This is a genomic window from Ramlibacter alkalitolerans, assembly GCF_016722765.1.
In the GTDB taxonomy this organism is placed as follows: Bacteria; Pseudomonadota; Gammaproteobacteria; order Burkholderiales; family Burkholderiaceae_C; genus Ramlibacter; species Ramlibacter alkalitolerans.
This window is the reverse complement of sequence record NZ_JAEQND010000001.1, coordinates 133193-159381: the sequence shown is the minus strand read 5'-3', so window position 1 is coordinate 159381 and position 26189 is coordinate 133193. Positions and strand designations below refer to the sequence as shown.

21 protein-coding genes and 1 tRNA gene are annotated in these 26189 nt (G+C 69.2%); 8 read left to right on the top strand and 14 right to left on the bottom strand.

What is annotated here, in order from left to right; all coding sequences use genetic code 11:
* Positions 1–4: 4 nt before the first annotated feature.
* The 3 genes from bcrA to JI746_RS00720 are packed head-to-tail and all read left to right on the top strand — an operon-like array spanning position 5 to position 2459.
* The gene (gene bcrA, locus JI746_RS00730) at positions 5–1351 is read left to right on the top strand and encodes a benzoyl-CoA reductase subunit A (RefSeq protein ID WP_201686862.1); all 1347 of its coding nucleotides are present in this window, start codon (positions 5–7) and stop codon (positions 1349–1351) included.
* On the top strand, positions 1348–2190 hold the full coding sequence (bcrD, locus tag JI746_RS00725) for a benzoyl-CoA reductase subunit D (protein WP_201686861.1): 843 nt from the start codon (positions 1348–1350) through the stop codon (positions 2188–2190). Before bcrA ends, bcrD begins: the two co-directional genes overlap by 4 nt.
* A 23-nt stretch (positions 2191–2213) precedes the next feature.
* Complete coding sequence (locus JI746_RS00720; RefSeq protein ID WP_201686860.1) at positions 2214–2459, top strand: YfhL family 4Fe-4S dicluster ferredoxin; 246 nt, start codon at positions 2214–2216, stop codon at positions 2457–2459.
* A gap of 146 nt (positions 2460–2605) precedes the next feature.
* Here the strand turns inward: JI746_RS00720 and JI746_RS00715 are convergent, their stop codons facing one another.
* Positions 2606–3556 (bottom strand): acyltransferase, encoded by a 951-nt coding sequence (locus JI746_RS00715; protein ID WP_201686859.1) that lies wholly within the window; start codon positions 3554–3556, stop codon positions 2606–2608.
* 107 nt (positions 3557–3663) lie between these two features.
* Between JI746_RS00715 and ygiD the strand changes: the two genes are divergently transcribed.
* From ygiD to JI746_RS00700, 3 genes are all read left to right on the top strand, one after another.
* Positions 3664–4545: a 4,5-DOPA-extradiol-dioxygenase gene (ygiD, locus tag JI746_RS00710; RefSeq protein WP_201686858.1), complete on the top strand. Its 882-nt coding sequence runs from the start codon at positions 3664–3666 to the stop codon at positions 4543–4545.
* Positions 4546–4704: 159 nt separating this feature from the next.
* Positions 4705–4944, top strand: coding sequence for a hypothetical protein (locus tag JI746_RS00705; protein WP_201686857.1), 240 nt, complete (start codon positions 4705–4707; stop codon positions 4942–4944).
* Positions 4945–5048: 104 nt separating this feature from the next.
* On the top strand, positions 5049–6248 hold the full coding sequence (locus JI746_RS00700; RefSeq protein ID WP_201686856.1) for an amidohydrolase family protein: 1200 nt from the start codon (positions 5049–5051) through the stop codon (positions 6246–6248).
* Between the two features lie 7 nt (positions 6249–6255).
* Here JI746_RS00700 and glgX read toward each other — a convergent pair whose 3' ends face one another.
* Entirely contained in the window at positions 6256–8397 is a 2142-nt protein-coding gene (glgX, locus tag JI746_RS00695; RefSeq protein ID WP_201686855.1) for a glycogen debranching protein GlgX, read from the bottom strand.
* A 117-nt stretch (positions 8398–8514) separates the two neighbouring features.
* On the opposite strand from glgX, the gene JI746_RS00690 reads away from it, so the two are divergent.
* Positions 8515–9582: an FUSC family protein gene (locus tag JI746_RS00690; RefSeq protein WP_201686854.1), complete on the top strand. Its 1068-nt coding sequence runs from the start codon at positions 8515–8517 to the stop codon at positions 9580–9582.
* Between the two features lie 17 nt (positions 9583–9599).
* Here the strand turns inward: JI746_RS00690 and chrA are convergent, their stop codons facing one another.
* Positions 9600–10841, bottom strand: a complete 1242-nt coding sequence (chrA, locus tag JI746_RS00685) for a chromate efflux transporter (protein WP_201686853.1) — start codon at positions 10839–10841, stop codon at positions 9600–9602.
* Positions 10842–10923: 82 nt separating this feature from the next.
* Positions 10924–10999 (bottom strand) — tRNA-Thr (locus JI746_RS00680).
* A gap of 218 nt (positions 11000–11217) precedes the next feature.
* Between JI746_RS00680 and JI746_RS00675 the strand changes: the two genes are divergently transcribed.
* Positions 11218–12258 carry an ethylbenzene dehydrogenase-related protein gene (locus JI746_RS00675; RefSeq protein WP_201686852.1) on the top strand — a complete coding sequence of 347 codons (1041 nt, stop codon included), beginning with the start codon at positions 11218–11220 and terminating at the stop codon, positions 12256–12258.
* A gap of 1 nt (position 12259) precedes the next feature.
* Here the strand turns inward: JI746_RS00675 and JI746_RS00670 are convergent, their stop codons facing one another.
* The 10 genes from JI746_RS00670 to JI746_RS00625 form a co-directional block, all read right to left on the bottom strand.
* Positions 12260–13273 carry a class 1 fructose-bisphosphatase gene (locus JI746_RS00670; RefSeq protein ID WP_201686851.1) on the bottom strand — a complete coding sequence of 338 codons (1014 nt, stop codon included), beginning with the start codon at positions 13271–13273 and terminating at the stop codon, positions 12260–12262.
* A gap of 127 nt (positions 13274–13400) precedes the next feature.
* Positions 13401–16043, bottom strand: coding sequence for an aminopeptidase N (gene pepN / locus JI746_RS00665; RefSeq protein ID WP_201686850.1), 2643 nt, complete (start codon positions 16041–16043; stop codon positions 13401–13403).
* Positions 16036–16701 carry an HAD family hydrolase gene (locus JI746_RS00660; protein WP_201686849.1) on the bottom strand — a complete coding sequence of 222 codons (666 nt, stop codon included), beginning with the start codon at positions 16699–16701 and terminating at the stop codon, positions 16036–16038. The genes pepN and JI746_RS00660 overlap by 8 nt, the downstream gene beginning before the upstream one ends.
* A 61-nt stretch (positions 16702–16762) precedes the next feature.
* A protein-coding gene (gene prfB / locus JI746_RS00655) for a peptide chain release factor 2 (RefSeq protein ID WP_201686848.1) occupies positions 16763–17867 on the bottom strand; the annotation gives its coding sequence in 2 pieces (ribosomal slippage) (positions 16763–17785 and positions 17787–17867; 1104 coding nt in all).
* Between the two features lie 136 nt (positions 17868–18003).
* Positions 18004–19143: a hybrid sensor histidine kinase/response regulator gene (locus JI746_RS00650; RefSeq protein ID WP_201686847.1), complete on the bottom strand. Its 1140-nt coding sequence runs from the start codon at positions 19141–19143 to the stop codon at positions 18004–18006.
* Positions 19143–19736 carry a chemotaxis protein CheB gene (locus JI746_RS00645; protein WP_201686846.1) on the bottom strand — a complete coding sequence of 198 codons (594 nt, stop codon included), beginning with the start codon at positions 19734–19736 and terminating at the stop codon, positions 19143–19145. The genes JI746_RS00650 and JI746_RS00645 overlap by 1 nt, the downstream gene beginning before the upstream one ends.
* Entirely contained in the window at positions 19733–20560 is an 828-nt protein-coding gene (locus tag JI746_RS00640; protein WP_201686845.1) for a CheR family methyltransferase, read from the bottom strand. The genes JI746_RS00645 and JI746_RS00640 overlap by 4 nt, the downstream gene beginning before the upstream one ends.
* Before the next feature lie 25 nt (positions 20561–20585).
* Positions 20586–24065 carry a response regulator gene (locus tag JI746_RS00635; protein ID WP_201686844.1) on the bottom strand — a complete coding sequence of 1160 codons (3480 nt, stop codon included), beginning with the start codon at positions 24063–24065 and terminating at the stop codon, positions 20586–20588.
* 130 nt (positions 24066–24195) lie between these two features.
* Complete coding sequence (locus tag JI746_RS00630) at positions 24196–25041, bottom strand: SEL1-like repeat protein (RefSeq protein WP_201686843.1); 846 nt, start codon at positions 25039–25041, stop codon at positions 24196–24198.
* Positions 25042–25258: 217 nt separating this feature from the next.
* A complete protein-coding gene (locus JI746_RS00625) occupies positions 25259–26185 on the bottom strand; it encodes an alpha/beta fold hydrolase (RefSeq protein ID WP_201686842.1) in 927 nt (308 codons plus the stop codon).
* Positions 26186–26189: the final 4 nt, after the last annotated feature.

Sequence of the window (26189 nt, the reverse complement as noted above, 5' to 3'; positions counted from 1 at the left end):
CCCCATGCGCTGCTTCATCGGCATCGACCTCGGTTCGACCACCACCAAGGCGGTGGTGGTCGACGAGAACCAGAACATCATCGGGCGCGGCATCACCAACTCGCGTTCGAACTACGACACGGCGGCCGCGGTCGCCAAGCAGGAGGCCATGCTCAATGGCCGCTTCTACCTGTTCCGGCAGGCGCTGGGCAGCACCGGCGCGCTCAATGGCGGTCTCGACACCTTCATCGAGCAGCTGGAACGCGACTTCCGCGCCGAGCAGTACCTCGAGCAGCTGCTCGACCTGGAAGAGACCTGCGTCAAGAACGTGGGAACGGGGCACTTCGGCGCCGCGCAGGGCGCGGTCTTCGAGGCGGTGCAGGAGGTTTTCCGGCGCCTGAAGGACGAGGCGCACCTGCTGTTCGCCCCCGGCGCCAAGCGCAAGAGCGACTTCTTCCGCGACATCGCCGGCGGCCAGTACATGGCCATCGGCGAGCAGGTGGCCAAGGAAGCCGGAACGCGCTACGAGTACCTGCTGAACGTGTTCGACCGCTCGATCATCGAGGTCGAGAACCACGTCTATGGCGACCAGATGCGGCATCACCTGCTGGCCGCCCTGGAGAACACCTTCCAGGCGCTGCCCGACACCGCCGGCCGGCGCAGCCGGGTCGAGGCGCCGATCAAGGGCGTGCTGGACACCCTCATGGAAGAAACCTACGTGGTGGGCACGGGCTACGGCCGCGCGCGCCTTCCCTTCTCCAAGGAGCACGTGCGCTCGGAAATCCTCTGCCACGGCCTGGGCGCGCACGTGATGTACCCGCACACGGCGACCGTGCTGGACATCGGCGGCCAGGACACCAAGGCGATCCAGGTGGACCCGGCCGGCATCGTGGAAAGCTTCCAGATGAACGACCGCTGCGCGGCGGGCTGCGGACGCTACCTCGGCTACATCGCCGACGAGATGAACATGGGCCTGCACGAGCTCGGCCCCATGGCGATGAAGTCGACCAAGGCCGTGCGCATCAACTCCACCTGCACCGTGTTCGCGGGCGCGGAACTGCGCGACCGGCTGAGCCTGGGCGACAAGCGCGAGGACATCATGGCCGGCCTGCACCGTTCCATCATCCTGCGCGCCATGTCGATCCTTGCGCGCTCCGGCGGCGTGCGCGACCAGTTCACCTTCACCGGGGGCGTTGCCAAGAACGAGGCGGCCGTCAAGGCGCTGCGGGAACTCGTGACCGAGAACTACGGCGACCTGCAACTGAACATCGATCCGGATTCGATCTACACCGGGGCACTGGGGGGCGCGACCTTCGCCTGGCGCGCGGTCGTGCAAGAGGGCAAGGCAGCGGAACATCGGGAGGCGGCATGACCATTCACACCATAGGCATCGACATCGGCTCGGGCGCCGTCAAGAGCACGCTGTTCCGGGTCGAGGCGGACGGCAGCACGCACTGGGTGGCCAAGCGCGTCGAGCGCATGCGCCGGCGCGATCCCATGACGCTGGCCACCGAGGGGCTCGAGTCCGTCCTGCACGACGCCGGGCTGGCGGCCAACGACATCGCCTACATCGCGACCACCGGCGAGGGCGAGAACGTGAAGTTCGCCACCGGCCACTTCTACTCGATGACGACGCATGCCCGCGGCGGCGTGTTCCTGTCGCCGGGCATCAGCGCCGTGGTGGACGTGGGCGCGCTCAATGGCCGCGCGATCTACGTGGACGATCGCGGCAAGGTGCTGTCGTACAAGATGACCTCGCAGTGCGCCTCGGGCTCGGGGCAGTTCCTGGAGAACATCGCGCGCTACCTCGGGGTGGCGGTGGAGGAGATCGGGGCGCTGTCCAAGAGCTCGGCGGACCCGGAGAAGGTCAGCTCGATCTGCGCCGTGCTGGCGGAGACGGACGTGATCAACATGGTCAGCCGAGGCATCGCCACGCCGGACATCCTCAAGGGCATCCACCTGTCGATGGCCTCGCGCATCGTGAAGCTGCTGAAGGTGACGGGCATCAAGACCGGGCGGGCGCTGATCACCGGCGGACTCGGCATGGACGAGGGCCTCACCGCAGCGATCCGCGAGGAGATGGCCACCGAGAAGGTGCCGGTGGAGGTCGTGACGCATCCCGACGCGATCTATGCCGGCGCGATCGGCGCCGCCCTGTGGGGTGCTTACCGGCACGCGAAGCTGCAGGAACTGCAGCGCGCAGCGGCCTGATTCAAGCAGAGAGGAGAATTGCCATGGCCCTGATCATCGTCGACGGCTGCACCGCGTGCGACGCCTGCCGCCCCGTGTGCCCCAATGAAGCGATCACCGCGGGAGACTTCCTGTTCGTGATCGATCCGCTGCGCTGCACCGAATGCGTGGGCGCGGAAGACGAACCCCAATGCAAGCTGGCCTGCCCGGCCGACTGCATCATCCAGCACCCGGATTTCGTCGAGTCGAAGGAGGAACTGCTGGAGAAGTACGAGCAGTTGCACGGGTAGCGGGGCAGGAAAGCGGACTGCCGGACGCAGAGGACGCGAAGGGTACGCAGAGGACGCAAAAGAATCCAGGAAGCATTTTGAAGGTTTTCCTTTGCGTCCTTTGCGTACCCTTTGCGCCTTCTGCGTCCGGCAGTTTGTCTTCCGCTTCAAACCTCCGCCGTCTCCCGCACCAGCTCCTGCGGCATCGACGCCGCCGGGGCATTCCCGAGCAGCGCGGACATCCGGACATCCTTCTTCGCCCACAGCGCATCCAGCCAGCGGGCGAAGCGCTTGCGGCCTTGCGAGTTGCCGGCGTAGTCCAGGCCGATGAATTCGGCGGGAATGGGTAGCTGCTCCACGTGCACCGCCACGCGCCTCACGCGGCCGCAGGCGAAGTCCCAGAAGCTCGGGATCTGCGGCGAGTAGGCGATCGTCACGTCGATCAGCGCATCGAACTGCTCGCCCATCGCGCCCAGCGTCAGCGCCATCGCGCCGGCCTTCGGCTTGAGCAGGTGGCGGTAGGGGGATGCGGTCTGGACGTGCTTTTCCGCCGTGAAGCGCGTGCCCTCGGCGAAGTTCATGACGCTGGTGGGCACCAGCGCGAACTTGCGGCAGGCGCGCAGGGTGGCTTCATGGTCGTCCGCGCGCCGGGCCGGATTGCGGCGCAGCGCCTCCTTGCCGTGGCGCTTCATGAACGGGAAGTCGAGCGCCCACCAGGCCAGCCCGATCACCGGCACGTAGATCAGCTCCTGCTTCAGGAAGAACTTCAGCATCGGCAGCCGCCCGTGCAGCAGGTGCTGCAGCACGAAGATGTCGGCCCAGGACTGGTGGTTGCAGTTCACCAGGTACCAGCCGCGGCGCGCCGGGGGCAGGCCCTGGACCTCCCACTGCGTGGGGTGCAGCAGGCGCATCCAGAGGCTGTTGCCGGCCACCCAGGCGCGCGCGATGGCGTGCAGCACCGGGTCGACCCGCCGGCGCACGAGGGCGAAGGGGAAGGCCAGCTTCAGCAGCGCGAACGCGAACAGGGGCAGGGTGCAGAGGAGCGTGTTGGCGGCGAGCGCCAGGACGGCGAGGGCACCGCGCACCGGCGCGGGCAGGAAGGTCAGGGGGGAACGCATGGAATGGGGCATGCTAGCCGGCGCTTCGCGTCGCTGCCGCACCTGCGTGGCCGCGAGCTGTCCCAGATCAAACGCGGCGCGACAAGCGGGGAGGCCACAATGGCCGCATGCCGGCCACCGACCTGATGCCCGCCGCCTTCATCGGCCACGGCAGCCCCATGAACACGCTGGAGCGCAACCGCTTCACGCAGCAATGGGCTGCCTTCGGAGCAGCGCTGCCGCGCCCGCGGGCCGTGCTGTGCATCTCCGCGCACTGGTTCATTCCCGGCACCGCCGTCACGGCCATGGCCCAGCCGCGCGTGATCCACGACTTCTACGGCTTCCCGCGCGAGCTGTTCGCCTTCGACTATCCCGCCCCCGGCGCGCCCGAGGTGGCGCGCGAGATCGCGGACGCCGTGAAGCCGGCGCACGTCGGCCTCGACGAGGACAGCTGGGGCCTGGACCACGGAACCTGGTCGGTGCTGGCGCACGTGTTCCCGCGCGCCGACATCCCGGTGCTGCAACTGTCGATCCACAGCGGCAAGGACCTGGCGTACCACATCGACCTGGGGGCCCGCCTGGCACCACTGCGCGAACGCGGCATCTTCATCCTGGGCAGCGGCAACGTGGTCCACAACCTGCGCCGGCTCGACTGGCAGCAGCCCGAGGCCGCCTTCGACTGGGCCGAGCGCTTCGACCAAGCCGTCCAGGACGTGATGACCTCGGTTCCGGCGAACCTGCCGGGCGTCCTGCAGCACGCCGACTTTCCGCTCGCGGTGCCGACGCCGGAGCATTTCCTGCCCCTGGCCTATCTCGCCGGCCTGTGCCAGGCGGCGGGCGAGGGCGCCAAGGTCTTTGCCGGCGGCGGCTCGATGGGCTCGTTGACCATGACCAGCTTTGCCCTGGGCGCCGACCCGGCGGCCAGCGCGGGCGCGGGCGCCGGCGCTTCCGCGGCCGGGGCGGCGCTGCCCGACCCGCACCAGATCCCGCCCGAGCAGACCAATACCTGACGCGGCGCCGCCCGTCGCAGGGTCACGCCCGGCGGCGGCTCTCTGGGGAAAATGCCCCGCTTCGTATCCGCCGCGTTACGCGTGTTGCATGGATGCCCTTGATTCTCATCCGTAGCGGAGCGAACCTCCGGGCTACTCACGCTGGAGGAACGGGACTGCATGAAGTCGTCCGGACGCAAAGATGAAGAGAACGGTGACGCGGCCGCCGCAAGCGAGCGCGCGCGCGCCCTGTTCCAGCGCCTGCTGCAAAAGCTCACCCGGCCGGCCCTGCCCGCGCCGGAAGACGAGCAGCCGGCAGATTCCCTGCTGCCCGCCGGCAAGCGCAGTGGCCGTGGCACCGACAGCCTCACGCCCTACCTGAGCAACCACCGCAACACGCGTCCCGGCCCGCTCGAATGAGCAGCCGTCGCGCCGGCCCCGCCGGTGCGCGCGACGCGGAACGCCGCCCCCCTGCTTGACGTGCATCAACGGGGCCTGCGCCCCAGGGCGCATGCTGCGGGATCATGGCCGTTCCTGTCCTGCAAGGGTCCCGCCTCCTGGTCGTCGCCGACCAGTTCTTCGACGGCGACCACCTGTATCGCACGCGCCAGACCCTGCGGGTGATCGACGGCCAGCTGGAGAGCGTGACCCCCGGCGACCACGCGGCGGGCCTGGCGGCGCAGGGCTGGACGATAGAGCGCGGCGGCTTCCTCATGCCGGGGCTGGTCGATGCCCACGTCCACCTGTTCCTCGATGGCGTCTGCACCGACTCCGCGCGGCGCGCCGAGCACCTCAAGCGGCCCGTCGAACAGCTCACCGAGCAGGCCCGCACCAACGCGCGCGAGGCGCATGACTGGGGCGTGACGCTGGTGCGGGACGCCGGCGACCGCCACGGCATCAACCACCAGGTCCGGCACGAGGCAGCCGCGGCCGGCAGCGGCATGGCGCGCGTGCGCTCCGCCGGCCGCGGCCTCAAGCGCGCGCGGCGCTACGGCGCCTTCATGGCCGCCGACGCCGGCGAGGGCGCCGCCCTGCCGATGCTGGTGGAGGAACTCGCCCGCAGCAACGACGAGATCAAGCTGGTGCTGACCGGCATCGTCGATTTCGAAGCGGGCGATGCGGCGGACTCTCCGCAGTTCACCCACACCGAGGCGGCGCTGGTGGCGCAGGCGGCGCACCGCTGCCAGCGCAAGGTGATGGCCCACTGCAGCGGCCCGCGCGGCCTGGACGTCGCGCTGGGCGCGGGCGTCGATTCGGTGGAGCACGGCTACTTCGTCGACCGGGCGATGCTCTCGCGCATGCGCGAGCACGACGTCGCCTGGACGCCCACCTTCTGTCCCGTGCATTTCCAGTGGGCCCATCCGAGGGTGGCGCAATGGCCGACCGCCACCGTCGACAGCATGCGGCGCGCCCTCGACGCCCATGCCGAACACCTGCGCGTCGCCTACGAGCTGGGCGTGCGCCTTTTGGTGGGCACCGACGCCGGCTGCATGGGCGTGCAGCATGGCCGCGCCGTGTTCGAGGAGATGTGGCACTTCCTCGATGCCGGCCTGCCGCTGGAGGCGGTGCTGCGCGCCGCCACCGGCACGCCGCGCCGCCACTTCGGCGCCGCGCATTCGCGGCTGGTGCCGGGCGCGCCCTTCGAGGCGGCGCTGTTCCAGTCGCCGCCCTTCGCCGACGGCCGCGGGCTGAACCGGCCGACGCGGGTCTGGACGGCGGACTGAGCGCGGGCTATGGAATCCGGCAGCGGAACAGCTTGAGCGAGCGCGGCGGCAGGAAGGTGTGCGTGCCGCAGCCGCAGGTCTCGCTCGCCTCGTCGTTGCTGGTGTCCACCAGCAGTTCCCACGCCTGGCAGTCGGCGACCTGCGGCAGCTGGAAGTCCAGCGGCTGCGGCGAGGCCGACAGGACCAGCAGCAGGTGGTCGTCCTGCAGCGGCCGGCCCTGGCGGTCCGTTTCCTTCAGGCCGTTGCCGGCCAGGAACATGGCGAGCGACTGCGTCTGCGGGTTGGCCCAGTCCTCGTCGGTCATCACCTCGCCATCGTGGCGGAACCACATGATGTCGCTGATCTCCGTGCCGCGGATCGGTCGGCCCGAGAAGAACTTCTGCCGGTGCAGCGCAGGGTGCTCGCGCCGCAGCGCGATCAGGCGCCGGGTGAAGGCGAGCAGGCGTTCGTCCTTGCCCGCCCAGTCGTACCAGCTGATCTCGTTGTCCTGGCAGTAGGCGTTGTTGTTGCCGGCCTGGGTGCGGCCCACCTCGTCGCCGCCGCACAGCATGGGCGTGCCCTGGCTCAGGAGCAGCGTGGCCAGCAGGTTGCGCTGCTGGCGCGCGCGCAGCGCATTCACTTCGGCGTCGTCGGTCGGGCCTTCGGCGCCGCAGTTCCAGGACTTGTTGTCGTTGTGGCCGTCCTGGTTGTTCTCGCCGTTCGCCTCGTTGTGCTTGTCGTTGTAGCTCACCGTGTCGCGCAGCGTGAAGCCGTCGTGCGCGGTGATGAAGTTGATGCTGGCCGAGGGCTTGCGGCCGTCGTCCTTGTACAGGTCGCTGGAGCCGGTGAGCCGGTAGCCCAGGTCGCCGGCCAGCCCGCCGTCGCCCTTCCAGAAGGCGCGGATGGCGTCGCGGTAGATGCCGTTCCACTCGGCCCACTTCACCGGGAAGTTGCCGACCTGGTAGCCGCCTTCGCCCACGTCCCAGGGTTCCGCGATCATCTTCACCTGGTTCAGGACGGGGTCTTGGTGGATGATCGTGAAGAAGCCGGAGAGCTGGTCCACCTCGTGCAGGCCGCGCGCCAGCGTGCTGGCCAAGTCGAAGCGGAAGCCGTCGACGTGCATCTCCTGCACCCAGTAGCGCAGCGAATCCATGATCAGCTGCAGCGTCTGCGGGTGCCGCACGTTGAGCGTGTTGCCGGTCCCCGTGTAGTCGAAGTAGTGGCGCGCGTCGTCCGGCACCAGCCGGTAGTAGGTGGGGTTGTCGATGCCCTTGAAGCTCAGCGTCGGGCCCATGTGGTTGCCCTCGGCGGTGTGGTTGTAGACCACGTCGAGGATCACTTCCAGGCCGGCGCCGTGCAGCGCCTTGACCATCTCCTTGAACTCGCGGATGGCGCCGGGCGCGTCGCCCTTGCGGAAGGCGGCGCTGTAGCGCAGTTCCGGCGCGAAGAAGTTGAGCGTGGAATAGCCCCAGTAGTTGGTCAGGCCCTTGGCGACGAGGAAGGAGTCGTCCAGGTGGGCGTGCACCGGCATCAGCTCGATGGCGGTGACGCCCAGTTCCTGCAGGTAGGCGAGCATGGCGGGATGCGCCAGGCCGGCGTACGTCCCGCGCAGTTCCCCGGGGACGTCCGGGTGCAGCATGGTGAGGCCCTTGACGTGCACCTCGTACAGCACCGTCTGGTGCAGCGGCACGTTGGGCGGGCGGTCGCCGCTCCAGTCGAAGCGCGGATCGTTCACCACGGCCAGGGGAACACCGAGCACGTCTTCCTCCAGCTTCGCGTGGTCCTCCTGCGGGTCGCCCGTCCGGTAGGCGAACAGGCCGCGGGCCGGATCTTCCAGCCCGTCCAGCGCCTTGGCGTACGGATCCAGCAGGACCACGTTGGGATTGAAGCGCAGGCCCTGGTCCGGTTCGTACGGGCCGTGCACGCGGAAGCCGTAACGCTGCCCGGGGCGCAGGCCCGGGATGTAGCCATGCCAGACGAAGGCCTCGCATTCGCGCAGGCGGATGCGCGTCTCCCGGCGCTGTTCGTCGAACAGGCACAGCTCCACCTTCTGCGCGTTCTCCGAGAAGAGGGCGAAGTTGACGCCTTCGCCGTCCCAGGTGGCGCCCAGGGGGTAGGGTTCACCGGGGCAGAGTTGCAGGTTCGTCGCTTCGGGGGTGGTTTCGGCCATGCCGCATCATGTGGCGAGGCGACCCCCGGTCGCCTGTAGGAACTTTTCCACTGCTGGGCCGGCGGGTCAGCCATTCGTCGCGTCGGGGTCCCGACCGGGCGTTGTCATACTCGCCGGATGTCCCTCAAGCGCTTCCTGGTCGACGAATGGCGCCAGTTGGCCAGCGTCCAGCGCAGCGACCGGCCGTGGGAGATGCCCATCGCGGCGGCCCTGGCGAGTGGCCTGCCGGTCTTCGTCGGCATGGCGTTCGGCGAGCTCGGGCTGGGGCTGGTCGGATCGCTCGGCGGCCTGGTGTTCCTGCACCTGCCGGCCACGCGCCTGTCGCACCGCATGGCCTGGCTGATGGCCTGCGCCTTCGGCATGACGGGCAGCTACGCGCTCGGCCTGCTGGGCCACCTGTTTCCGCCGCTGCTGGTGCCGCTGCTGGTGATCATCGCCGTCGTCGTCACCATGATCTGCCGCTTCTATGCGGCGCCGCCGCCCGGCAGCCTGTTCTTCGTGATGGCCGCGGCGATCGGCGCCTACACGCCCGCGCACGGGCGGATGGCGCTGGTGCAACTGGGCGCGCTGGCGCTCGGCACCGTGCTGGCGGTGGCGATCGCCTTCCTCTACAGCCTGCACATCGTGAGCCGCCGGGGCGTGCCCGCGCCCAGCCCGCGGCCGGATCCGGAGTTCGACTTCGTGGTGGTCGATTCGGTCGTGATCGGCGGCTTCGTGGGCCTGTCGCTGCTGGCCGCGGAGCTGCTGCAGCTGTCGCGGCCCTACTGGGTGCCCGTGAGCTGCCTCGCCATCATCCAGGGCGCCTCGCTGCGGGCCGCGTGGACGCGCCAGCTGCATCGCATCCTGGGCACCGCCGTCGGCCTGCTGGCGTTCGTCGCCCTCGCGCAGCTGCCGCTGGACGGATGGGGCGTCGCCACGGTGCTGACGCTGCTCACGCTGGTGATCGAGACGCTGGTGGTGCGGCACTACGCACTGGCCGCCGTCTTCATCACGCCGCTGACCATCCTGCTGGCCGAGGCGGGGCAGGGGTCCGCCATGGCACCGCAGCAGATCATGCAGGCGCGCCTCGTGGACACGGTGGTCGGCGCGGTGATCGGCCTGGCCGGCGCCGCGTGCCTGCACAGCCCGCGCTTCCGGGCGGTGGTGGGGGCGGGTTTGCGCAGGCTCCTGCCGGGAGGGGCGTAGGCGGGCGTCCCTGATGCCTACCCAAGCAGCAACCAGCCGGCCAGCGCCGAGGCGAAGACCACCAGCATCGGCGAGACGCGCGCGTGGACCAGGAGGCCGAAGGCAAGCAGTGCGATGCCGAATTCGGTCCGTCCGTGGATGGCGCTCGTCCAGACGGGGTCGTAGAGGGCGGCCAGCAGGATGCCCACGACGCCCGCGTTGATCCCCGCCATGGCGGATTGGATCCCGTCACGCTGCCGCAATGCGTCCCAGAACGGCAGGGCGCCGACGACCAGCAGGAAGGCCGGCACGAAGAGCACGACGAGAAAGAGCACCCCGCCGGCCCAGCCGCTGACCGGGCCCTGCATGACGGCGCCCAGGTAGGCGGCGAACGTGAAGAGGGGACCGGGCACCGCCTGGGCTGCACCGTACCCCGCCAGGAACGCGGAATTGGACACGGCCCCCACCGGGACGACCGTCGCTTGCAGGAGCGGCAGGACGACGTGGCCGCCGCCGAACACCAGCGCGCCCGCGCGGTAGAAGCCGTCGATCAAGGTCCAGATCGGCGAAGCCGCTTCCGCGGCCAATGCAGGCAATCCCACGAGAAGCAGCGCGAACAAGCCCAGTGCGATGCCGCCAGCGCGCCTGGAGACGCCGTAGGACCGGTGCTCCGCGGGGAGTTGATGCGGCAGCTTCAGGAGCGTCCGGCCCGCAAGCCCGCAGGCGGCGATGGCGCCGACCTGGCCCCAGGCGCCGGGGAGGGCGAGTGCCAGCAGCGTCGCGAAGATCGCCAGTCCTGCCCGCACGCGATCCGGGCAGAGGGACTTCGCCATGCCCCAGACCGCCTGGGCCACCACGGCGACCGCCGCAACCTTCAGGCCCTGGACCGCACCCGATTGCGCGAGCCCGGACCAACGCGCCACGCCATGCGCGAAGAGAATCAGTGCAATGGCGGACGGCGCGGTGAACCCGAGCCATGCGAAGAACGACCCGAGCCAGCCGGCCCTTGCCATCCCGAGTGCCATGCCGACCTGGCTGCTGGCCGGCCCCGGGAGGAACTGGCAGAGCGCCACCAGGTCCGAGAAGCTGCGGTCGTCGAGCCATTTGCGGCGCTCCACGAACTCGGTGCGGAAGTAGCCCAGGTGCGCCACGGGCCCGCCGAACGAGGTCAGGCCGAGCCGCAGGAAGGCGAAGAAGACTTCGAAGGGGCTGCGCGGAAGGGGGTCGTCCGCCAGGGTGGCGGGCGGTGCAGGTCGCGGATCTTGTGGGGTAGCGGTCATCGGGATTTCGCGATTGTTCCCGATCTCACCGCACCAGGAACAAGGCCCCGCCTTGTGGGAGGGGCCAGGTCGTGGCAAGCGCTGGTGCCGGAGAGAGGAATCGAACCCCCGACCTTCTCATTACGAATGAGCTGCTCTACCGACTGAGCTACTCCGGCGTAGCCCGCGATTATAGGGCATTCCTCGACCGGGCCTGCCGCGCGCCGATGTGGGTCGCGGCACGGCGGCCTCGCGTGTCGCACCCGCTCGCGACGGCCCGCAGCATCCCGTTGCAATGACGCCCTGTTCGTTGCCTGTGGCTGCTGATCCCGCGCAATTGCGGATGATTTCCGCCGGAGGTTAATGGGCGCAGGACCATCCCATGAAGGAGTAAACCATGAACGTCCTGCTGCGTGGCACCACTGCCGCCGCCCTTGCCGCACTCGCGCTGGCCGCTGGCCAGGGCCGGGCGCAACAAGATGCGCCCAACACGCTCGTTGCCGCCAAGGTGGCGACCGCGCCCGACCCGAACCGGTTCGAGTCGGACCCCGCCTGGGCGCGGGCGAGGCCCTTGAAGGTCGAACTCTCCGGGGGAGCGAACCTGGTCCAGGGCGAGACCACCGGCACGTTGAAGGCCGTCTACACCGCCGACACGCTCTACATGCTGGTCCAGTACAAGGACCCGACGAACTCCGCGCGCCGCATCCCGTTCCAGAAGCAGGCCGACGGCAGCTGGAAGCAGGTGGTCGATCCGGCCGACAAGGGCGGCGACAACAACCTGGCCTACGAGGACAAGTGGGCCATGATCTGGCCGATCGACGACTCGATCAAGGGCTTTGCCGACCAGGGCTGCGCCGTGGTGTGCCACGAGGGCGAAGGCAGGCCCTTCGGCAACAAGTACACCCGCCAGGAAGGCGAGATCGCCGACATGTGGCACATGAAGTCGGCGCGCACGATTCCCATGGGCTACGTGGACGACCAGTACGTGGACCACACCCGCTACGACAAGGAGAAGTCGCCCAGCGCCGGCCGCAAGTCGGATCCGGGCACGCAGGGCGGCGAGTACACCGCGCTGAAGCTCGTGGACGGCAAGCCGCCATTCATGAACCGCGACGGCAGGCCGGCCAACGCGGGCGGCACCTACTACATCAAGCGCGGCGAGGAGGTGCCGTTCGTGGACAACTTCAAGCCGGGCGACGAGGTGGCGGCGCACATCAGCAACCCGCTCGTCGGCGACCGGGCCGACATCCGTGCTGTGAACAAGTGGGAGAACGGCGTCGTCACCACCGTCCTGAGCCGCAAGCTGCGCACCGGCAGCAGGTACGACGTGCAGTTCGATCCGGCGAAGCGCTATGCGTTCGGGTGGGCGGTGTTCGACAACGCGTCGGTCCGGCACGCGACGCCGGATGACGCGCTGTTCATGGTGTTCGGGAAGTAGCCTACTTCGTGTGGTACGAGGTCACCCGGTCCACCTCGTTCCTCGACCCCAGGATCACCGACACGCGTTCGTGCAGTTTCCCCGGCTGGATGTCCAGGATCCGGCGCCTGCCGTCGGTGGCTGCGCCGCCGGCCTGTTCGACCAGCCAGCCCATGGGGTTCGCTTCGTACATCAGGCGCAGCTTGCCGGGCTTTTCCGGCTCGCGCTTGTCCCAGGGGTACATGAAGATGCCGCCGCGCATCAGGATCCGGTGCACGTCGGCGACCATGGAGGCCACCCACCGCATGTTGAAGTCCTTCCCGCGCGGGCCGTCCCTGCCGGCCAGGCACTCGTCGATGTAGCGGCGCACCGGCGCATCCCAGTGCCGCAGGTTCGACATGTTGATGGCGAATTCCTTCGTGTCCGCCGGGATGCGGATGTTCTCCTGCGTGAGCACGAAGGAGCCCTGTTCGCGGTCCAGCGTGAACATGGCCACGCCGTCGCCGACGGTCAGCACCATGGTCGTCTGCGGCCCGTAGATGCAGTAGCCGGCGGCGACCTGCCGGCTGCCGCACTGCAGGAAGTCCTGCTCCTCCACGGCCGTCTCGGCGCCGCCGTTCTCCGGCTTCCTGAGCACGCTGAAGATGGTGCCGATGCTGACGTTCACCTCGATGTTGGAGGAGCCGTCGAGCGGGTCGAACAGCAGCAGGTATTCGCCCTGCGGGTAGCGGTTCGGCACCACGTAGATGCCTTCCATTTCCTCGGAGGCCATCGCCGCCAGGTGGCCGCCCCATTCGTTGGCCTCGATCAGCACCTCGTTGGCGATCACGTCCAGCTTCTTCTGCGCCTCGCCCTGGACGTTGTCCGTTCCGGCCGCGCCCAGCACGTCGCCGAGCGCGCCCTGGTTGACCGAGATGCTGATGCGCTTGCAGGCGCGCGCCACCACCTCGATCAGGAGGCGCAGCTCCGGCGGGATCCGGCCGTGGACCCGCTGCTGCTCCACGAGGTAGCGGGTGAGGGAAATGCTTTGCGTCATTGGAAAGATCTGCTCCGTCGTTGTTCGATGACGAAATGACTCCGCCTGCGGCGCGAACGGCGGAATGACAGGGAATCGGTCATTCCGTCATCGCCGGCGCAAGCCGCGGTCATTCCGTCATTCTTCTTCAGTCGGCTAACGCGCGGCTGACCACCTCGCGCACGTCGTTGCTCAGGTCGGGCTTGGCCGCCACCCGGGCGATCGCCTCGCGCGCCGCGCTGCGCTGGGGCTCGGCCAGCTTCTTCCAGCGGTCCAGGGCGCGCGCCAGGCGGGCCGCCACCTGCGGGTTCATCGCATCGAGCTCGATCACGCGGTCGCTCCAGAACACGTAGCCGGCGGCGTCGCTGCGGTGGAACGCGCCGGGGTTCGCGCTGCAGTAGCTGAAGATCACGCTGCGCGCGCGGTTCGGGTTGCGGATGTTGAAGTCCGGGTGCTGCATCAGCTGGCGCACGATCGGCAGCACGTTGCCGCCGCGGTCCGGCGCGCCGGCCTGCAGCGCGAACCACTTGTCCAGCACCAGGGCCTCGTCCTTGAAGATCGCGTGGAAACGCTGCAGCGCCGGCGTGGCGAGTTCATGGCCGCTCGTGACCAGGGCGGCCAGCGCGTTGAAGCGGTCCGTCATGTTGGACGCGTCCTTGAAGCGCTGGTAGGCCTTGCCGGGCCAGACCGCGTCGCGGCTGGCGCGCGCCGCCAGGCACAGGTGCGTGAGGGCGAGGCCGGTGAGGGCGCGCCGGCCGCTGGAGACCGGGTCGGGCCGGTAGGCGCCGCTTTCCTTGTGCGCTTCGTACGCCCATTCCCAGTCGGGCAGCAGCGCCGTGGCGATCTGCTCGCGCATCGCTTCGCGCACCAGGTGGATGCGCTGCGGATCCACCACTTCGATCTGTTCGGCGATGTAGGTCTCGGCGGGCAGCGTGAGCACGAGGTCCTTGAAGGCCGCATCGAGCGCCGGATCGCGCAGCACGCTGCGCATCGCCTCGATGTAGGGCGCATCGAGCCGCACCGGCTCCTGGCTGCGCACGAAGGCCAGCGCGCGGCCGGTGGCCAGGCGCTGCGCCGCTTCCCAGCGGTTGAAGGGGTCGCTGTCGTTGGCGAGCAGCGTGAGCAGCTGGCGGTCGCTGTAGTCGTATTCCAGCACCACCGGCGCGCTGAAGCCGCGCAGGATCGAGGGCACCGGCTCCTCGGCATAGCCGGGGAAGGTGAGCGTCTCGCTGGCCTCGGTGAGCACGTGCATGCCGCTCGTGAGTTCACGGCCGCTGCCATCGAGCAGGCCCAGCGCGATCGGGATCACGAAGGGCAGCTTCTCCGCCTGCCCCGGCGTGGAAGGGCAGGACTGCGAGAGGGTGAGCGAATAGATGCCCGAGACCGGGTCGAAGTTCGTCTGCACCCGCACCCGCGGCGTGCCGGCCTGGCTGTACCAGCGCTTGAACTGGCCCAGGCGCTGCGCGAACTGCGAGTCGGGATTGGCGTCGGCGATGGCCTGCGCGAAGTCGTCGCAGGTCACGGCCTGGCCGTCGTGCCGCTGGAAGTAGAGCGTCAGGCCGCGCGCGAAGCCTTCGCGGCCGACCAGCGTCTGCATCATGCGCACGACTTCGGCGCCCTTCTCGTACACCGTGACGGTGTAGAAGTTGTTGATCTCGAGGTACTGGTCGGGGCGCACCGGATGCGCCATCGGGCCGGCGTCCTCGGGGAACTGCGCCGTGCGCAGCACCCGCACGTCCTCGATGCGCTTGACGGCCCGGGCCGAGGGGTCGCCGGCGAGGTCCTGGCTGAATTCCTGGTCGCGGAAGACCGTCAGGCCTTCCTTGAGCGACAGCTGGAACCAGTCGCGGCAGGTGACGCGGTTGCCGGTCCAGTTGTGGAAGTACTCGTGGCCCACCACCGATTCGATGTTGGCGTAGTCGGTGTCGGTGGCGGTGGCCTGGTTGGCCAGGACGTACTTGGTGTTGAAGATGTTCAGGCCCTTGTTCTCCATCGCGCCCATGTTGAAGTCGCTGGTGGCGACGATCATGAAGCGCTCCAGGTCCAGCGGCAGGCCGAAGCGGGATTCGTCCCAGGCGACCGAGGCCATCAGCGAGTTCATCGCGTGCTCGGTCTTGTCCAGGTCGCCGGGGCGCACGAAGACCTGCAGCAGGTGGTCCTTGCCGCTGCGCGAGGTGACGCGCTGCTCCCGCGCCACCAGCTTGCCCGCGACCAGCGCGAACAGGTAGCAGGGCTTGCGGAAGGGATCGACCCACTTGGCAAAATGGCGGCCGTCGTCCAGGTCGCCGTGTTCGACCAGGTTGCCGTTGGACAGCAGCACCGGGTACCTGCGCTTGTCGGCGCGCAGGGTGACCGTGTAGCTGGCCATCACGTCCGGCCGGTCCAGGAAATACGTGATGCGGCGGAAGCCCTCGGCCTCGCACTGCGTGAAGAAGGAGTCGTTGCTGACGTACAGGCCCATCAGCTTCGTGTTCTTCGCCGGCGCGCAGGTGGTGAAGATCTCCAGCTCGAAGGGCGCGTTGCCGTCCGGCAGGTGCTCCAGCACCAGCTGGCCTTCCTCCATCTTGAAGGAGGTGCCCTGGCCGTCCACCAGCACGCGGGCGAGGTTCAGTTCCTCGCCGTCCAGGCGCAGGGCCTGCGGCATGACTTCCGGGTTGCGGCGCACCCGCATGCGATTGAGCACGCGGGTCTTGGCCGGGTCGAGGTCGAAGCACAGTTCCACCGAGTCGATCCAGAAGGCCGGCGGCTGGTAGTCCGCGCGGTAGATCACCTTGGATGTTCCTTCACGCATGGAGGCTCTCCAGAAAGTTCTTTTTCATGAGTTCTTCGTAATCCCTGGCCTGGGCGATTACATGGGGGCCGGCCAGTTCCTGCGCGGAATGGGTGCTGCAGATCGCCACGGCGCGCATGCCGGCACGGCGCGCGGCCTCGATGCCGAACGGCGCGTCCTCGAACACGATGCATTCCGCGGCCGGCACCTGCAGCTTGGCCGCCGCGGCCAGGAAGATGTCCGGCTGCGGCTTGCCGGGCAGGCCTTCGTCGCCGCGCACCACGGCGTCGGGCGGCAGCCCGAGCTTCAGGTGCTGCAGCACGAAGGCAAGGTTCTGCCGGTCGCCGGCCGTGGCCACGGCGAGCCTGAGCGCGCGCTCGCGCGCGGCGCGCACGAAGGCGCCGAAGCCGGCGACCTCGCGGAATTCGTGGGCGAAGATGCCGCGGTAGATCGCTTCCTTCTCGCCGATCAGGGCCAGGGCCTGGTCTTCGGGGATGTCCTCGCCCATCAGCTCGCGGATGCACTCCACGCCGTTGCGCCCGGTCGTGCGGCGCAGGATCTCGTCGACCGGGATGCCGAGCGCGTGGCGGCGGCCGAATTCCTCCCAGCTGCGGGCATGGGCGGGCATGGAGTCCACCATGGTGCCGTCCATGTCGAACACGAAGGCGCGGGTGTTCATGCGCGCGGCTCTCCGGGGTCGTCCCCGCGGAGGCGGGCGCGGCGGCACGTCGGTGCCTTCGTCATACGCCCTGCTTCAGGGAGGCTTCGATGAAGGCATCGAGGTCGCCGTCCAGCACCTTCTGCGTGGCGGAGATCTCGACGCCGGTGCGCAAGTCCTTGATGCGGCTGTTGTCCAGGACGTAGCTGCGGATCTGGTGGCCCCAGCCGACGTCGGTCTTGGAGTCCTCCAGCTTCTGCTGCGCCTCCATGCGCTTGCGCATCTCGAAGTCGTACAGGCGCGAGCGCAGGCGGCGCCAGGCGACGTCGCGGTTGCTGTGCTGGCTGCGGCTGTCCTGGCACTGCACCACGATGCCGGTGGGCACGTGCGTCAGGCGCACCGCCGAATCGGTCTTGTTGATGTGCTGGCCGCCGGCGCCGGAGGCGCGGAAGGTGTCCACCCGCACGTCCGCCGGGTTGATGTCGATCTCGATCGAGTCGTCGATCTCGGGATAGACGAACACGCTGGCGAAGCTGGTGTGGCGCCCGCCGGAGGAGTCGAACGGCGACTTGCGCACCAGGCGGTGCACGCCCGTCTCGGTGCGCAGCAGGCCGAAGGCGTAGTCGCCCTCGATCTTGAGGGTGGCGCTCTTGATGCCGGCGACGTCGCCCGGCGTCTCGTCCTCGATCGTGTACTTGAAGCCCTTGCGCTCGGCGTACTTGACGTACTGCCGCATCAGCATGGAGGCCCAGTCGCACGCCTCGGTGCCGCCGGCGCCGGCCTGGAGGTCGAGGAAGCAGTTGCTCGGGTCGGCCGGCTGGTTGAACATGCGGCGGAACTCGAGGTCCTTGACGATGGACTCCAGCGTGCCGGTCTCGGCCTCGATGGTGGCGAGGCCGGCGTCGTCGCCTTCCTCCTTGCTCATCTCGAACAGCTCGAGGTTGTCCGCCAGCTCACGCTGCAGGTTCTGCAGCGTCAGGACGATGCCATCGAGCTGCTTCTTTTCCTTGCCCAGTTCCTGGGCCTTCTTGGGGTCGTTCCAGACCGCGGGGTCTTCCAGCGCGGCGTTGACGGTCCTCAGGCGCTCCGACTTGGCATCGAAGTCAAAGATACCCCCGGAGATCCTCGGTGCGGGCCTGCAGGTCCTGCAGGGTGGTGCCGATGAGGTTGGTGCGTTCTGCGTCCATTTTGAAAATTCCTTTTTGAGTTGCCGGGGTTCCTGCGCTTCGCGCGTCACCACCAGCCTGCGGTTGCGGCGCTTCGCGCGTCACCACCAGCCTGCGAATGCGGGCCCGCCGTCGGGGCGGGAAACCGCCGATTTTCTCATGCCGGCTGCTGGGCTGGGAGCGGCAGGGACAGCACGAACTCCGCGCCCTCGCCGGGCGTGCTGCGCACCTCCAGCCGGCCCTGGTGGGCCTGGGCGATCTGGCGGGCGATGTAGAGGCCCAGGCCCAGGCCCGGTACCTGGCTGGTGCCCTCGGCCCGCTCGAACTGTTCGAAGATGCGCTCCTGGTCCTCCGGGGCCACGCCCATGCCCTGGTCGCGCACCGAGACGAAGGCCTCCGGTTCCTGTTCGCGCAGGCCCACCGCCACGGCCACGGGCTTGCCGCGCCCGTAGCGCAGCGCATTGGTCAGCAGGTTGGTGATCACCTGCTCGATCCGGAATTCGTCGCCCACCAGGGGCAGGCTCTCCGGCGCGGCGAGCGTGATCGCGATGCCGGCGTTGGTGGCCTGCTCGCGGATCGCCTCGACCACCTCGCGGGTCGACTGCGCCAGGTCGAAGGGCGCCGGCACCATGGCCAGCCGGCCGGTGCGCGCGCGCGAGACATCGAGCATGTCGTCGAGCAGGCGCACCATGCTGCGGATCTGGCGCTCGTCGCGCTCCACCATGCTCAGCATGCGCTGCGAGTCCGGGGCGTTCGGCGACGACAGCATGCGGCGGCGCAGCTGCGCCTGGAGGTACACCGAGTTGAGCGGGTTGCGCAGTTCGTGCGCGATCATGGACATGAAGTCGTCGCGCATGCTCACGGCGCGCTGCAGGTCGGACTTGGCGGCCTGCAGCTCCTGCCGCTGGCGGAACAGCTCGACGAACACGCTCACCTTGCTGCGCACCGCGATCGGGTCCAGCGGCTTGTAGAGGAAGTCGACCGCACCGCTCTCGTAGCCGCGAAAGGCGTAGTTCAGCTCGCGGCCGGCGGCGCTGACGAACACGATCGGGATGGCGCGCGTGCGTTCGGTGCCGCGCATCAGTTCGGCCAGTTCGAAGCCGTTCATGGACGGCATCTGCACGTCGAGGATGGCCAGCGCGAAGGCGTGCTCCAGCATCAGCGACAGGGCTTCCTCGCCGGAGCGGGCAGTGAAGATGCGGCGGCCGGGCTGGCGGATCAGCGCCTCCAGCGCGACGAGGTTTTCCTGCAGGTCGTCGACCAGCAGGACGTTGGCATCGGAAGAGGGATCGGTCATTAGCGGATCACAGTGTGCAGCAGGCTCCGCAGGCCTGCCAACGGCAGCACGAAATCAGGTTCGTCCAGGCGCAGCGCGGCCGCCGGCATGGTCGGGTGGGCGGCCTCGTCGGGATCCTGCACGGCGGTGAGCCCGCCCGCCGCGTGGATCCGCGCCAGGCCCTCGGCGCCATCCTCGTTGGCGCCGGTCAGCAGCAGGGCGGCGAGGTTTTCGCCGATCGCCTCGGCGCAGGATTCGAACAGCACGTCGATCGCGGGGCGGGAGAACAGCACGGGCGGGTCGCAGCTGAGCGAGAAGCTGCGATCGGCCTCCACCAGCAGGTGGTAGCCGGGCGGAGCGAAGTAGATGTGGCCGGCCTGGACCGGCGCGTGCGGACTGGCTTCCTGCACCGGCAGGCGCAGGCGCAAGGCGAACACGTCGACCAGCCGGCTGTCCTGGCCTTCGGGCAGGTGCAGCACGATCACGACGGCGGCCCGCAGCGGCGGCGCCAGGCCGGTGAACAGCGACAGCAGCGCCTCCACGCCGCCGGCGGAGGCGCCGATCGCCACGATCTCGGCGGCGAAGGCGAAATCGGCGGGCAGTTCGCGCTTCATCCCGGGTCCGGCAGGCGACGGTACAGGCGCTCGGGGCGGCTCACCGGCTCGAAGCGCCCGGCATAGGCCGAGAAGTCCAGGGTCTCCTTGGAACCCAGGCCGAGGAAGCCGCGGTGCGCCAGCGAGTCGTGGAACAGGCCCAGCGCGCGGTCCTGCAGCGGCCGGTTGAAGTAGATCAGGACGTTGCGGCAGGAGACGAAGTGGGTCTCCGCGAACACGGCGTCGGTGGCCAGGCTGTGGTCCGCGAAGGTGATCGCGTCGCGCAGCGACTTGTCCATCAGGGCGCCGCCGTAGGCCGCCGTGTAGTACTCGCCGAAGCTGCGGTGGCCGCCGGCGCGCTGGTAGTTGCGGGTGAAGTCCTGCATCGCCTGGAGGTCGAAGATGCCCTTGCGGGCCTTCTCCAGCGAGGCGTGGTTGATGTCGGTGGCATAGAGGATCGTGCGTTCCAGCAGGCCCTCTTCCTGCAGCAGGATCGCCATGGAATACGCCTCCTCGCCGGTGCTGCAGCCGGCCACCCAGACCTTCAGCGAGGGATAGGTGCCCAGCACCGGCAGCACGTGGCGGCGGATGGCCAGGAAATAGGGCGGGTCGCGGAACATCTCGCTGACCGGGACCGTGAGGTACTGCAGCAGCTCGTTGAACTGCTGCGGGTCGTGCAGGATGCGCTCCTGCAGCGCCGAGATCGTGGCGGCGCGCATGCGCTGCTGCGCCTGGCCGATGCGGCGCCTGAGCGAGGCCTGCGCGTAGTCGCGGAAGTCGTGGCCATAGCGCAGGTAGACCGCCTCGATCAGCAGGCGCAGCTCGATGTCGGCGACGTGCGGCATCAGGCCTCCCGGGGGCAGGCAGCCATCACACCCGCTCCAGCTTGGGCATCCAGACGCGCAACAGGGAGAACAGGCGCTCCAGTTCCACCGGCTTGGCGAGGTAGTCGTTGGCGCCGGCGGCCAGGCACTTCTCCTGGTCCTCCTTCATCGCCTTGGCGGTGACGGCGATGATCGGCAGCTTCTGCCAGCGCGGGTTCTTGCGGATCTCGCGGGTGGCGGTCAGGCCGTCCATCTCCGGCATCATGATGTCCATCAGCACGAGGTCGATGCCGTCGGGATCCTGCTCCAGCTTCTGCAGCGCCTCGACGCCGTTGCGGGCGACCTCGACCTCGGCGCCCTTGTGCTCCAGCGCGCTGGTGAGCGCGAAGATGTTGCGCATGTCGTCGTCCACCACCAGGATGCGGCGCGACTCGAAGGCCTTGTCGCGGCTGCGCGCGGTGCGCAGCATCTTCTGCCGCTCCGACGAGAGCTGGGTCTCCACCTTGTGCAGGAACAGGGTCACCTCGTCGAGCAGGCGCTCGGGCGAACGCGCGCCCTTGATGATGATGGAGCGCGAATAGCGCATCAGCTCCGCTTCCTCGTCGCGCGTGAGGTTGCGGCCGGTGTAGACGATCACCGGCGGGAACGAGCGGCTCTCGCCGGCGGCCATGCGCCGCAGCAGTTCCTGGCCGGTCATGTCCGGCAGCTTGAGGTCGATGATCATGCAGTCGAAGACCGAATCCGACAGCGCGCGCAGGGCCTCGGTTCCTTCGGCCACCGCGACGATCTCGATGTCGCTGTCGCCGATCAGCGCCTTGACGCTGTCCTGCTGGCGCGGGTCGTCCTCCACCAGCAGCACGCGCTTGAGCTTCTGGCTCAGCTTGGCTTCGAGGCGCGAGAACACGTCCTTGAGCTGCTCGCGCGAAGCCGGCTTGCGCGCATAGCCGATCGCCCCGAGCTGCAGCGCCGGCTCCGCCTGGTCCTGCGCGGACAGCACGTGCACCGGCACGTGGCGGGTGCGCGGGTTCTCCTTCAGGTTCTGCAGCACCGACAGGCCCGAGTCGTCCGGCAGCCGCATGTCCAGCAGCACGGCGTCCGGAACGTGTTCGGATGCCAGGCGGCAGCCTTCCTCCGCGTGGTGCGCCACCAGGCAGCGGTAGCCGAGCTCGTGCGCCAGGTCGAACAGGATGCTGGCGAAGCGCTCGTCGTCCTCCACCACCAGCACGGTGCGCCGGCCGCTGGCCGGATGCTCGCGGTCATCGGGGAACGAGGGCCCCACCGGTGCCGCGGCGGGCGCCGCGCTGGGGGCCGCCGGCGCGGGCGCCGGTGCCGCCCCCGCGCCGGCCGGTCCGGCGGGCGGCGAGATGCTGAGCGGCCGCTGCGCCAGCGCGGGCTGGTACTCGATGGGCAGGACCACGGTGAAGGTGCTGCCCTCGCCGGGCGCGCTGGCCACGGTGATGTCGCCTCCCAGCAGCCGCGCGAGGTCGCGCGAGATCGACAGGCCCAGGCCGGTGCCGCCGTACTTGCGGCTGGTGGTGCCGTCGGCCTGCCGGAACGCCTCGAAGATGGCGTCATGCTGCGCCGGGGCGATGCCGATGCCGCTGTCGCGCACCTCGAAGGCCACGGCGCCCGGGCCTTCGGCGCGCGCCCGCAGGGCGACGCTGCCACGCTCGGTGAACTTGACGGCGTTGGCCAGCAGGTTGCGCAGGATCTGCTCGACGCGCTGGCGGTCGGTATGCAGGGTCGGCGGAACGTCACCCGCCACTTCGGCCTGCAACTGCAGGCCCTTGCGCGCCGCCAGCGGCTCGAACATGGTCCGCAGGCTCTCGCACACCGAGGCCACCGGCGTGACCTCCGGCCGCACCTCCAGCTTGCCGGCCTCGACCTTCGCGATGTCGAGGATGTCGTTGATCAGGTTCAGCAGGTCGTTGCCGGACGTGTGGATGGACTCGGCGAACTTCACCTGCTCGTCGCTGAGGTTGCCCTGCGCGTTGTCGGCCAGCAGGCGCGCGAGGATCAGCGAGCTGTTCAGGGGCGTGCGCAGCTCGTGCGACATGTTGGCCAGGAACTCGGACTTGTAGCTGCTCGCCCGCTGCAGTTCCTCGGCCCGTTGCTGCAGCGCGTTCTGCGCCTCGCGCAGCTGGTCGCGCTGGGTTTCCAGGCGCAGGGCCTGTTCGGCGAGCTGGGCGTTGGTCTGCTCCAGCTCCGCCTGCTGGCTTTCCAGGTGCGCCTGCGATTCCTGCAGCGCCTTGGATTGCTCCGCCAGTTCCTCGTTGGCCGTGCGCAGTTCCTCCTGCTGCACCTGCAGTTCCTCGTTGAGCTGCTGGGTGCGCGTCAGCGCCTCCTGCAGGCGCTGGCGGTAGCGCGCCGATTCGATGGAGGCGCCCAGGATGCTGCCGACGCCGCGCACCAGCTCGCCGTCGCGCGACTCCAGCGCCCGCATCCAGCCCAGTTCCAGCACGCCGGCCAGGCGGCCCTCGTGTTCCACCGGCGCCAGCAGCACCGAACGCACGGTGGTCTCGCCCAGCCCGGAGCTGACCCGCAGGTAGCCGGGCGGCAGGTCGGCCAGCTCGATCTGCGTGCGCTGCGCCGCGCATTCCGAGACGAGGGTGCGGCCTTCGGCCACCCAGTCGCCCACGTCGCCGCCCTGCGCGGGCCAGCCCCAGGTGGCGGCGATGCGCAGGCCGCCCGGCTCGGGGGTGTAGAGCGCGCCCACCACGCTGCCCAGGTAGTCGGACAGCGATTGCAGGGCGGCATGGCCGACGGCACGCAGCTCCTGCTCGCCGGCCAGGCGCTGCGTCAGGCGCGCCTGGCCTTCGCGCAGCCAGGCCTGCGCCTGCAGCGCCTCGCCCTGGCGGTGCTGCTCCTGCAGCACCGTCTCGTAGGTGGAGGACAGCGTGAGCAGCTCGCGCCGCCCGCGCCAGGCCAGCAGGCCGCCGGTGGCCAGCATGAACAGCACGAAGCCGGCCGCCGTGACGGTGGCGTTGCGGTTCGCCGCGGCGATGTGATCGGCGCGCGCGCGCCGCTCGACCCGGAAGAACTCGTCGAACTCGCTGCGGATGCGATCCTTCAGTTCACGGCCGGCGCTCGCCGACAGCGGTGCGATCGGGTCCTGCCGCTTGCGGGTGATGCGGTCGCGGGCGTAGTCGCGCCAGGCGGCCTGGAAGCTTTCGATGCGGCGCAGCCGGTCGAGTTGCTCCGGCTTCATCGCCTCCGCCTCCTTCAGGCGCTCCATCTCCGGACCGAGCAGCTGCTGGGCGCGCTCGTACTGCTCCAGGAAGCGCTCGTCGCCGTTCAGCAGGAAGCCGCGGACGCCGGACTCCATGTCGAGGTCGTGGCGCTGGGCGCTGGACGCGTGCGAGAGCAGGTCGTCGCTTGCCTGCACGCCCCCGATCACGCTGGCGAGGTACGCAAGCAGGGACAGGAACACGAGCGCGCTGACGACGCCCAGCGCCAGGGGCAGGGCGACGTTGCGGGTCAGGATGCGGCGGAAGGTGCCGGGAGCGTTGGGACTGGTGAAGGCCATGGCGGGTGCGGGACCTCCGGGGTGGAGGCGGGCAGCCGGCCAGTGTGCCGGAAACGCGCTGGGCCGTGGGGCCTGCGCTGCAATGCACGACGGGGCCCGCAGGCCCCGTCGACGGTGGAAGCGGAACGCCTCAGCGCGCGGTGGCGGCGCCCAGGCGGGCTTGCGCGGTGCGGCTGCCCAGGTTGGCGGCCCGCTGCAGCCAGCGCATGGCCTGGTTCGGATCCTGCGGCACCGTCACGCCTTCGAGGTAGGCGACGCCGAGGAAGTAGCTCATTTCCATGCGGCCGAAGCGGATGCCCTCTTCGGTGGACTTGCCCGAGCGCTTGACGATCATCGGCACGTCGCCCTTGCCGTCGGCGAAGGCCTGCATCTGGTCGATCGTCCGGCCCAGGAAACGGTCGCGGGCCTGGGTGGCCAGCACCTTGTCGGGCATGGTGGCCACCAGTTCGTCGGCCAGCACCGGCAGCACCTCGAAGGGCGTCATGCCGCCGCGCATGCGGGGGGAGTACCAGGCGCGCAGCATGGCCTTGTCGAGCGGCATCAGGCCGTCGACCTTGGTCGGGAAGTAGCTCAGGACCGTCTTGCCGGCCGGGTGGCCGCGCACGCCCATGACGTGCATGGACTCGTGGTAGGCGCAGCGCCAGGCATCGCGGTTGCGCATCTGCATGGCGGCCGAGTCGATGCGCGTCTCGGTCTGGAAATTCAGGTAGGTCACGCAGGGCTGGTTGTCTTCCAGCATGTTGTCGGGCGTGATCTCGATGCTGACGTTGGCCAGCTGGGCGGCGTCGGGCCGGTCGCTGACGTCGATCACCTTCACGCCGGCCTCGTTGGCGGCGTCGCGCAGGGCCTGCAGCGTGTGCTGCTTGTGCGCGTTGAGGTTGACGCCGTAGATGCGGACCTTGATGTCCTGCTCCCAGCGGACGAGTCGGGTCGGGGTGCCGCTCTGGTGCCAGAGCACTTCCCACATCGTATTCATGCCCTGCTCGAACTCATCGGACTGAGCCAAGCCAGGACTGAGCACAGCAGCGGCCAGGAGGGCAACGACACCCGACTTCCACATGGAGAGACCCCTCTATCGAAGAATCCCGACTATGGGGTAGGACGCCTCCTACGGCAAGAGCTGTTACGTACGATTGGTTGCACGCCCAGCAGGAGCTGAAAAATGTCACGAACGGGACGGCCGTCCCTGTGGCTCACTCGGGGTTTGCCCGGGGTGTTTCGCGCAGGAATCCCTCGATGAGTTGCGCGAGTTGTTGCGGCTGGTCGTGGTGCAGCATGTGGCCCGCGTCCGAGATCCGGCCGACACGCACGTCGGACACCGCCTTCAGTCGTTCGTGGTACTCGGCGAGGGTATAGCGCCCCTTCCACCACTGCGTGAGGCTGTCGTCGCTGGCCTCGACGCTGAGTACCGGGGCGGTGATGCGGCGCAGGCTCGCCAGCACCTCGTCGACACGGTAGAGGTTGGCATTGACGATCTTGTGCGCTGGATGGCCCAGCACGTGCCAGCGGCCGTCGGCTTCCTGCCGCGCCCAATGGCCGGCCAGCCACTCGGCCTTGTCGCGGGGCAGCCGGCGGTTGTTCTTCATCAACCGGGCCGCCACGGCGTCGACGCTCTCGTAGGAAGTCAGGTCCATCTCGCCGCGGTGGTAGGCCTTGAGCTCGTCGATCCATTTCGCATGGCGCCCGGGCGCCTGTTCCGGCTGGGTGGCGGCCATGCCGAAGCCCTCCAGGTTCACCAGCCGGCGGATGCGCTGCGGCCGCACTCCCGCGTACAGCATCGCGATGTTGCCGCCCATGCTGTGGCCCACCAGGTCCACCGGGTCCTCGCCGGCGTAGCGATCGAGCAGGAAATCGAGGTCCGCCAGGTAGTCGGGGAACCAGTAGTTGTCGGCATGCGGAACTTCCGTGAGGCCGTAGCCGCGCCAGTCCGGCGCGATCACGCAGCGCTCCTGCGCGAAGGCGTCGACCACGAACTGCCATGAAGCGGCCACGTCCATCCAGCCGTGGACCATCACCAGCGGCGGCTCGCCCGGCTTGCGTTCGCCCCAGAGTCGCACGTGGTAACGCAGGTTCCGGATCGGGACAAACTCGCTGCGGGAGGCGCGCTTCGGTTGGTACATTCGG

Bases quoted from the DNA above. Each gene is read 5' to 3' on its own strand.
- JI746_RS00635 (WP_201686844.1), bottom strand. From the start codon at position 24,065: ATGGCCTTCACCAGTCCCAACGCTCCCGGCACCTTCCGCCGCATCCTG.
- JI746_RS00630 (WP_201686843.1), bottom strand. From the start codon at position 25,041: ATGAATACGATGTGGGAAGTGCTCTGGCACCAGAGCGGCACCCCGACC.
- JI746_RS00715 (WP_201686859.1), bottom strand. From the start codon at position 3,556: ATGCGTTCCCCCCTGACCTTCCTGCCCGCGCCGGTGCGCGGTGCCCTC.
- JI746_RS00650 (WP_201686847.1), bottom strand. From the start codon at position 19,143: ATGACCGATCCCTCTTCCGATGCCAACGTCCTGCTGGTCGACGACCTG.
- chrA (WP_201686853.1), bottom strand. From the start codon at position 10,841: ATGACCGCTACCCCACAAGATCCGCGACCTGCACCGCCCGCCACCCTG.
- JI746_RS00675 (WP_201686852.1), top strand. From the start codon at position 11,218: ATGAACGTCCTGCTGCGTGGCACCACTGCCGCCGCCCTTGCCGCACTC.
- JI746_RS00690 (WP_201686854.1), top strand. From the start codon at position 8,515: ATGTCCCTCAAGCGCTTCCTGGTCGACGAATGGCGCCAGTTGGCCAGC.
- JI746_RS00660 (WP_201686849.1), bottom strand. From the start codon at position 16,701: ATGAACACCCGCGCCTTCGTGTTCGACATGGACGGCACCATGGTGGAC.
- JI746_RS00645 (WP_201686846.1), bottom strand. From the start codon at position 19,736: ATGAAGCGCGAACTGCCCGCCGATTTCGCCTTCGCCGCCGAGATCGTG.
- JI746_RS00720 (WP_201686860.1), top strand. From the start codon at position 2,214: ATGGCCCTGATCATCGTCGACGGCTGCACCGCGTGCGACGCCTGCCGC.
- glgX (WP_201686855.1), bottom strand. From the start codon at position 8,397: ATGGCCGAAACCACCCCCGAAGCGACGAACCTGCAACTCTGCCCCGGT.
- pepN (WP_201686850.1), bottom strand. From the start codon at position 16,043: ATGCGTGAAGGAACATCCAAGGTGATCTACCGCGCGGACTACCAGCCG.
- JI746_RS00625 (WP_201686842.1), bottom strand. From the start codon at position 26,185: ATGTACCAACCGAAGCGCGCCTCCCGCAGCGAGTTTGTCCCGATCCGG.
- JI746_RS00670 (WP_201686851.1), bottom strand. From the start codon at position 13,273: ATGACGCAAAGCATTTCCCTCACCCGCTACCTCGTGGAGCAGCAGCGG.
- JI746_RS00700 (WP_201686856.1), top strand. From the start codon at position 5,049: ATGGCCGTTCCTGTCCTGCAAGGGTCCCGCCTCCTGGTCGTCGCCGAC.
- JI746_RS00640 (WP_201686845.1), bottom strand. From the start codon at position 20,560: ATGCCGCACGTCGCCGACATCGAGCTGCGCCTGCTGATCGAGGCGGTC.
- ygiD (WP_201686858.1), top strand. From the start codon at position 3,664: ATGCCGGCCACCGACCTGATGCCCGCCGCCTTCATCGGCCACGGCAGC.
- JI746_RS00705 (WP_201686857.1), top strand. From the start codon at position 4,705: ATGAAGTCGTCCGGACGCAAAGATGAAGAGAACGGTGACGCGGCCGCC.
- bcrA (WP_201686862.1), top strand. From the start codon at position 5: ATGCGCTGCTTCATCGGCATCGACCTCGGTTCGACCACCACCAAGGCG.
- bcrD (WP_201686861.1), top strand. From the start codon at position 1,348: ATGACCATTCACACCATAGGCATCGACATCGGCTCGGGCGCCGTCAAG.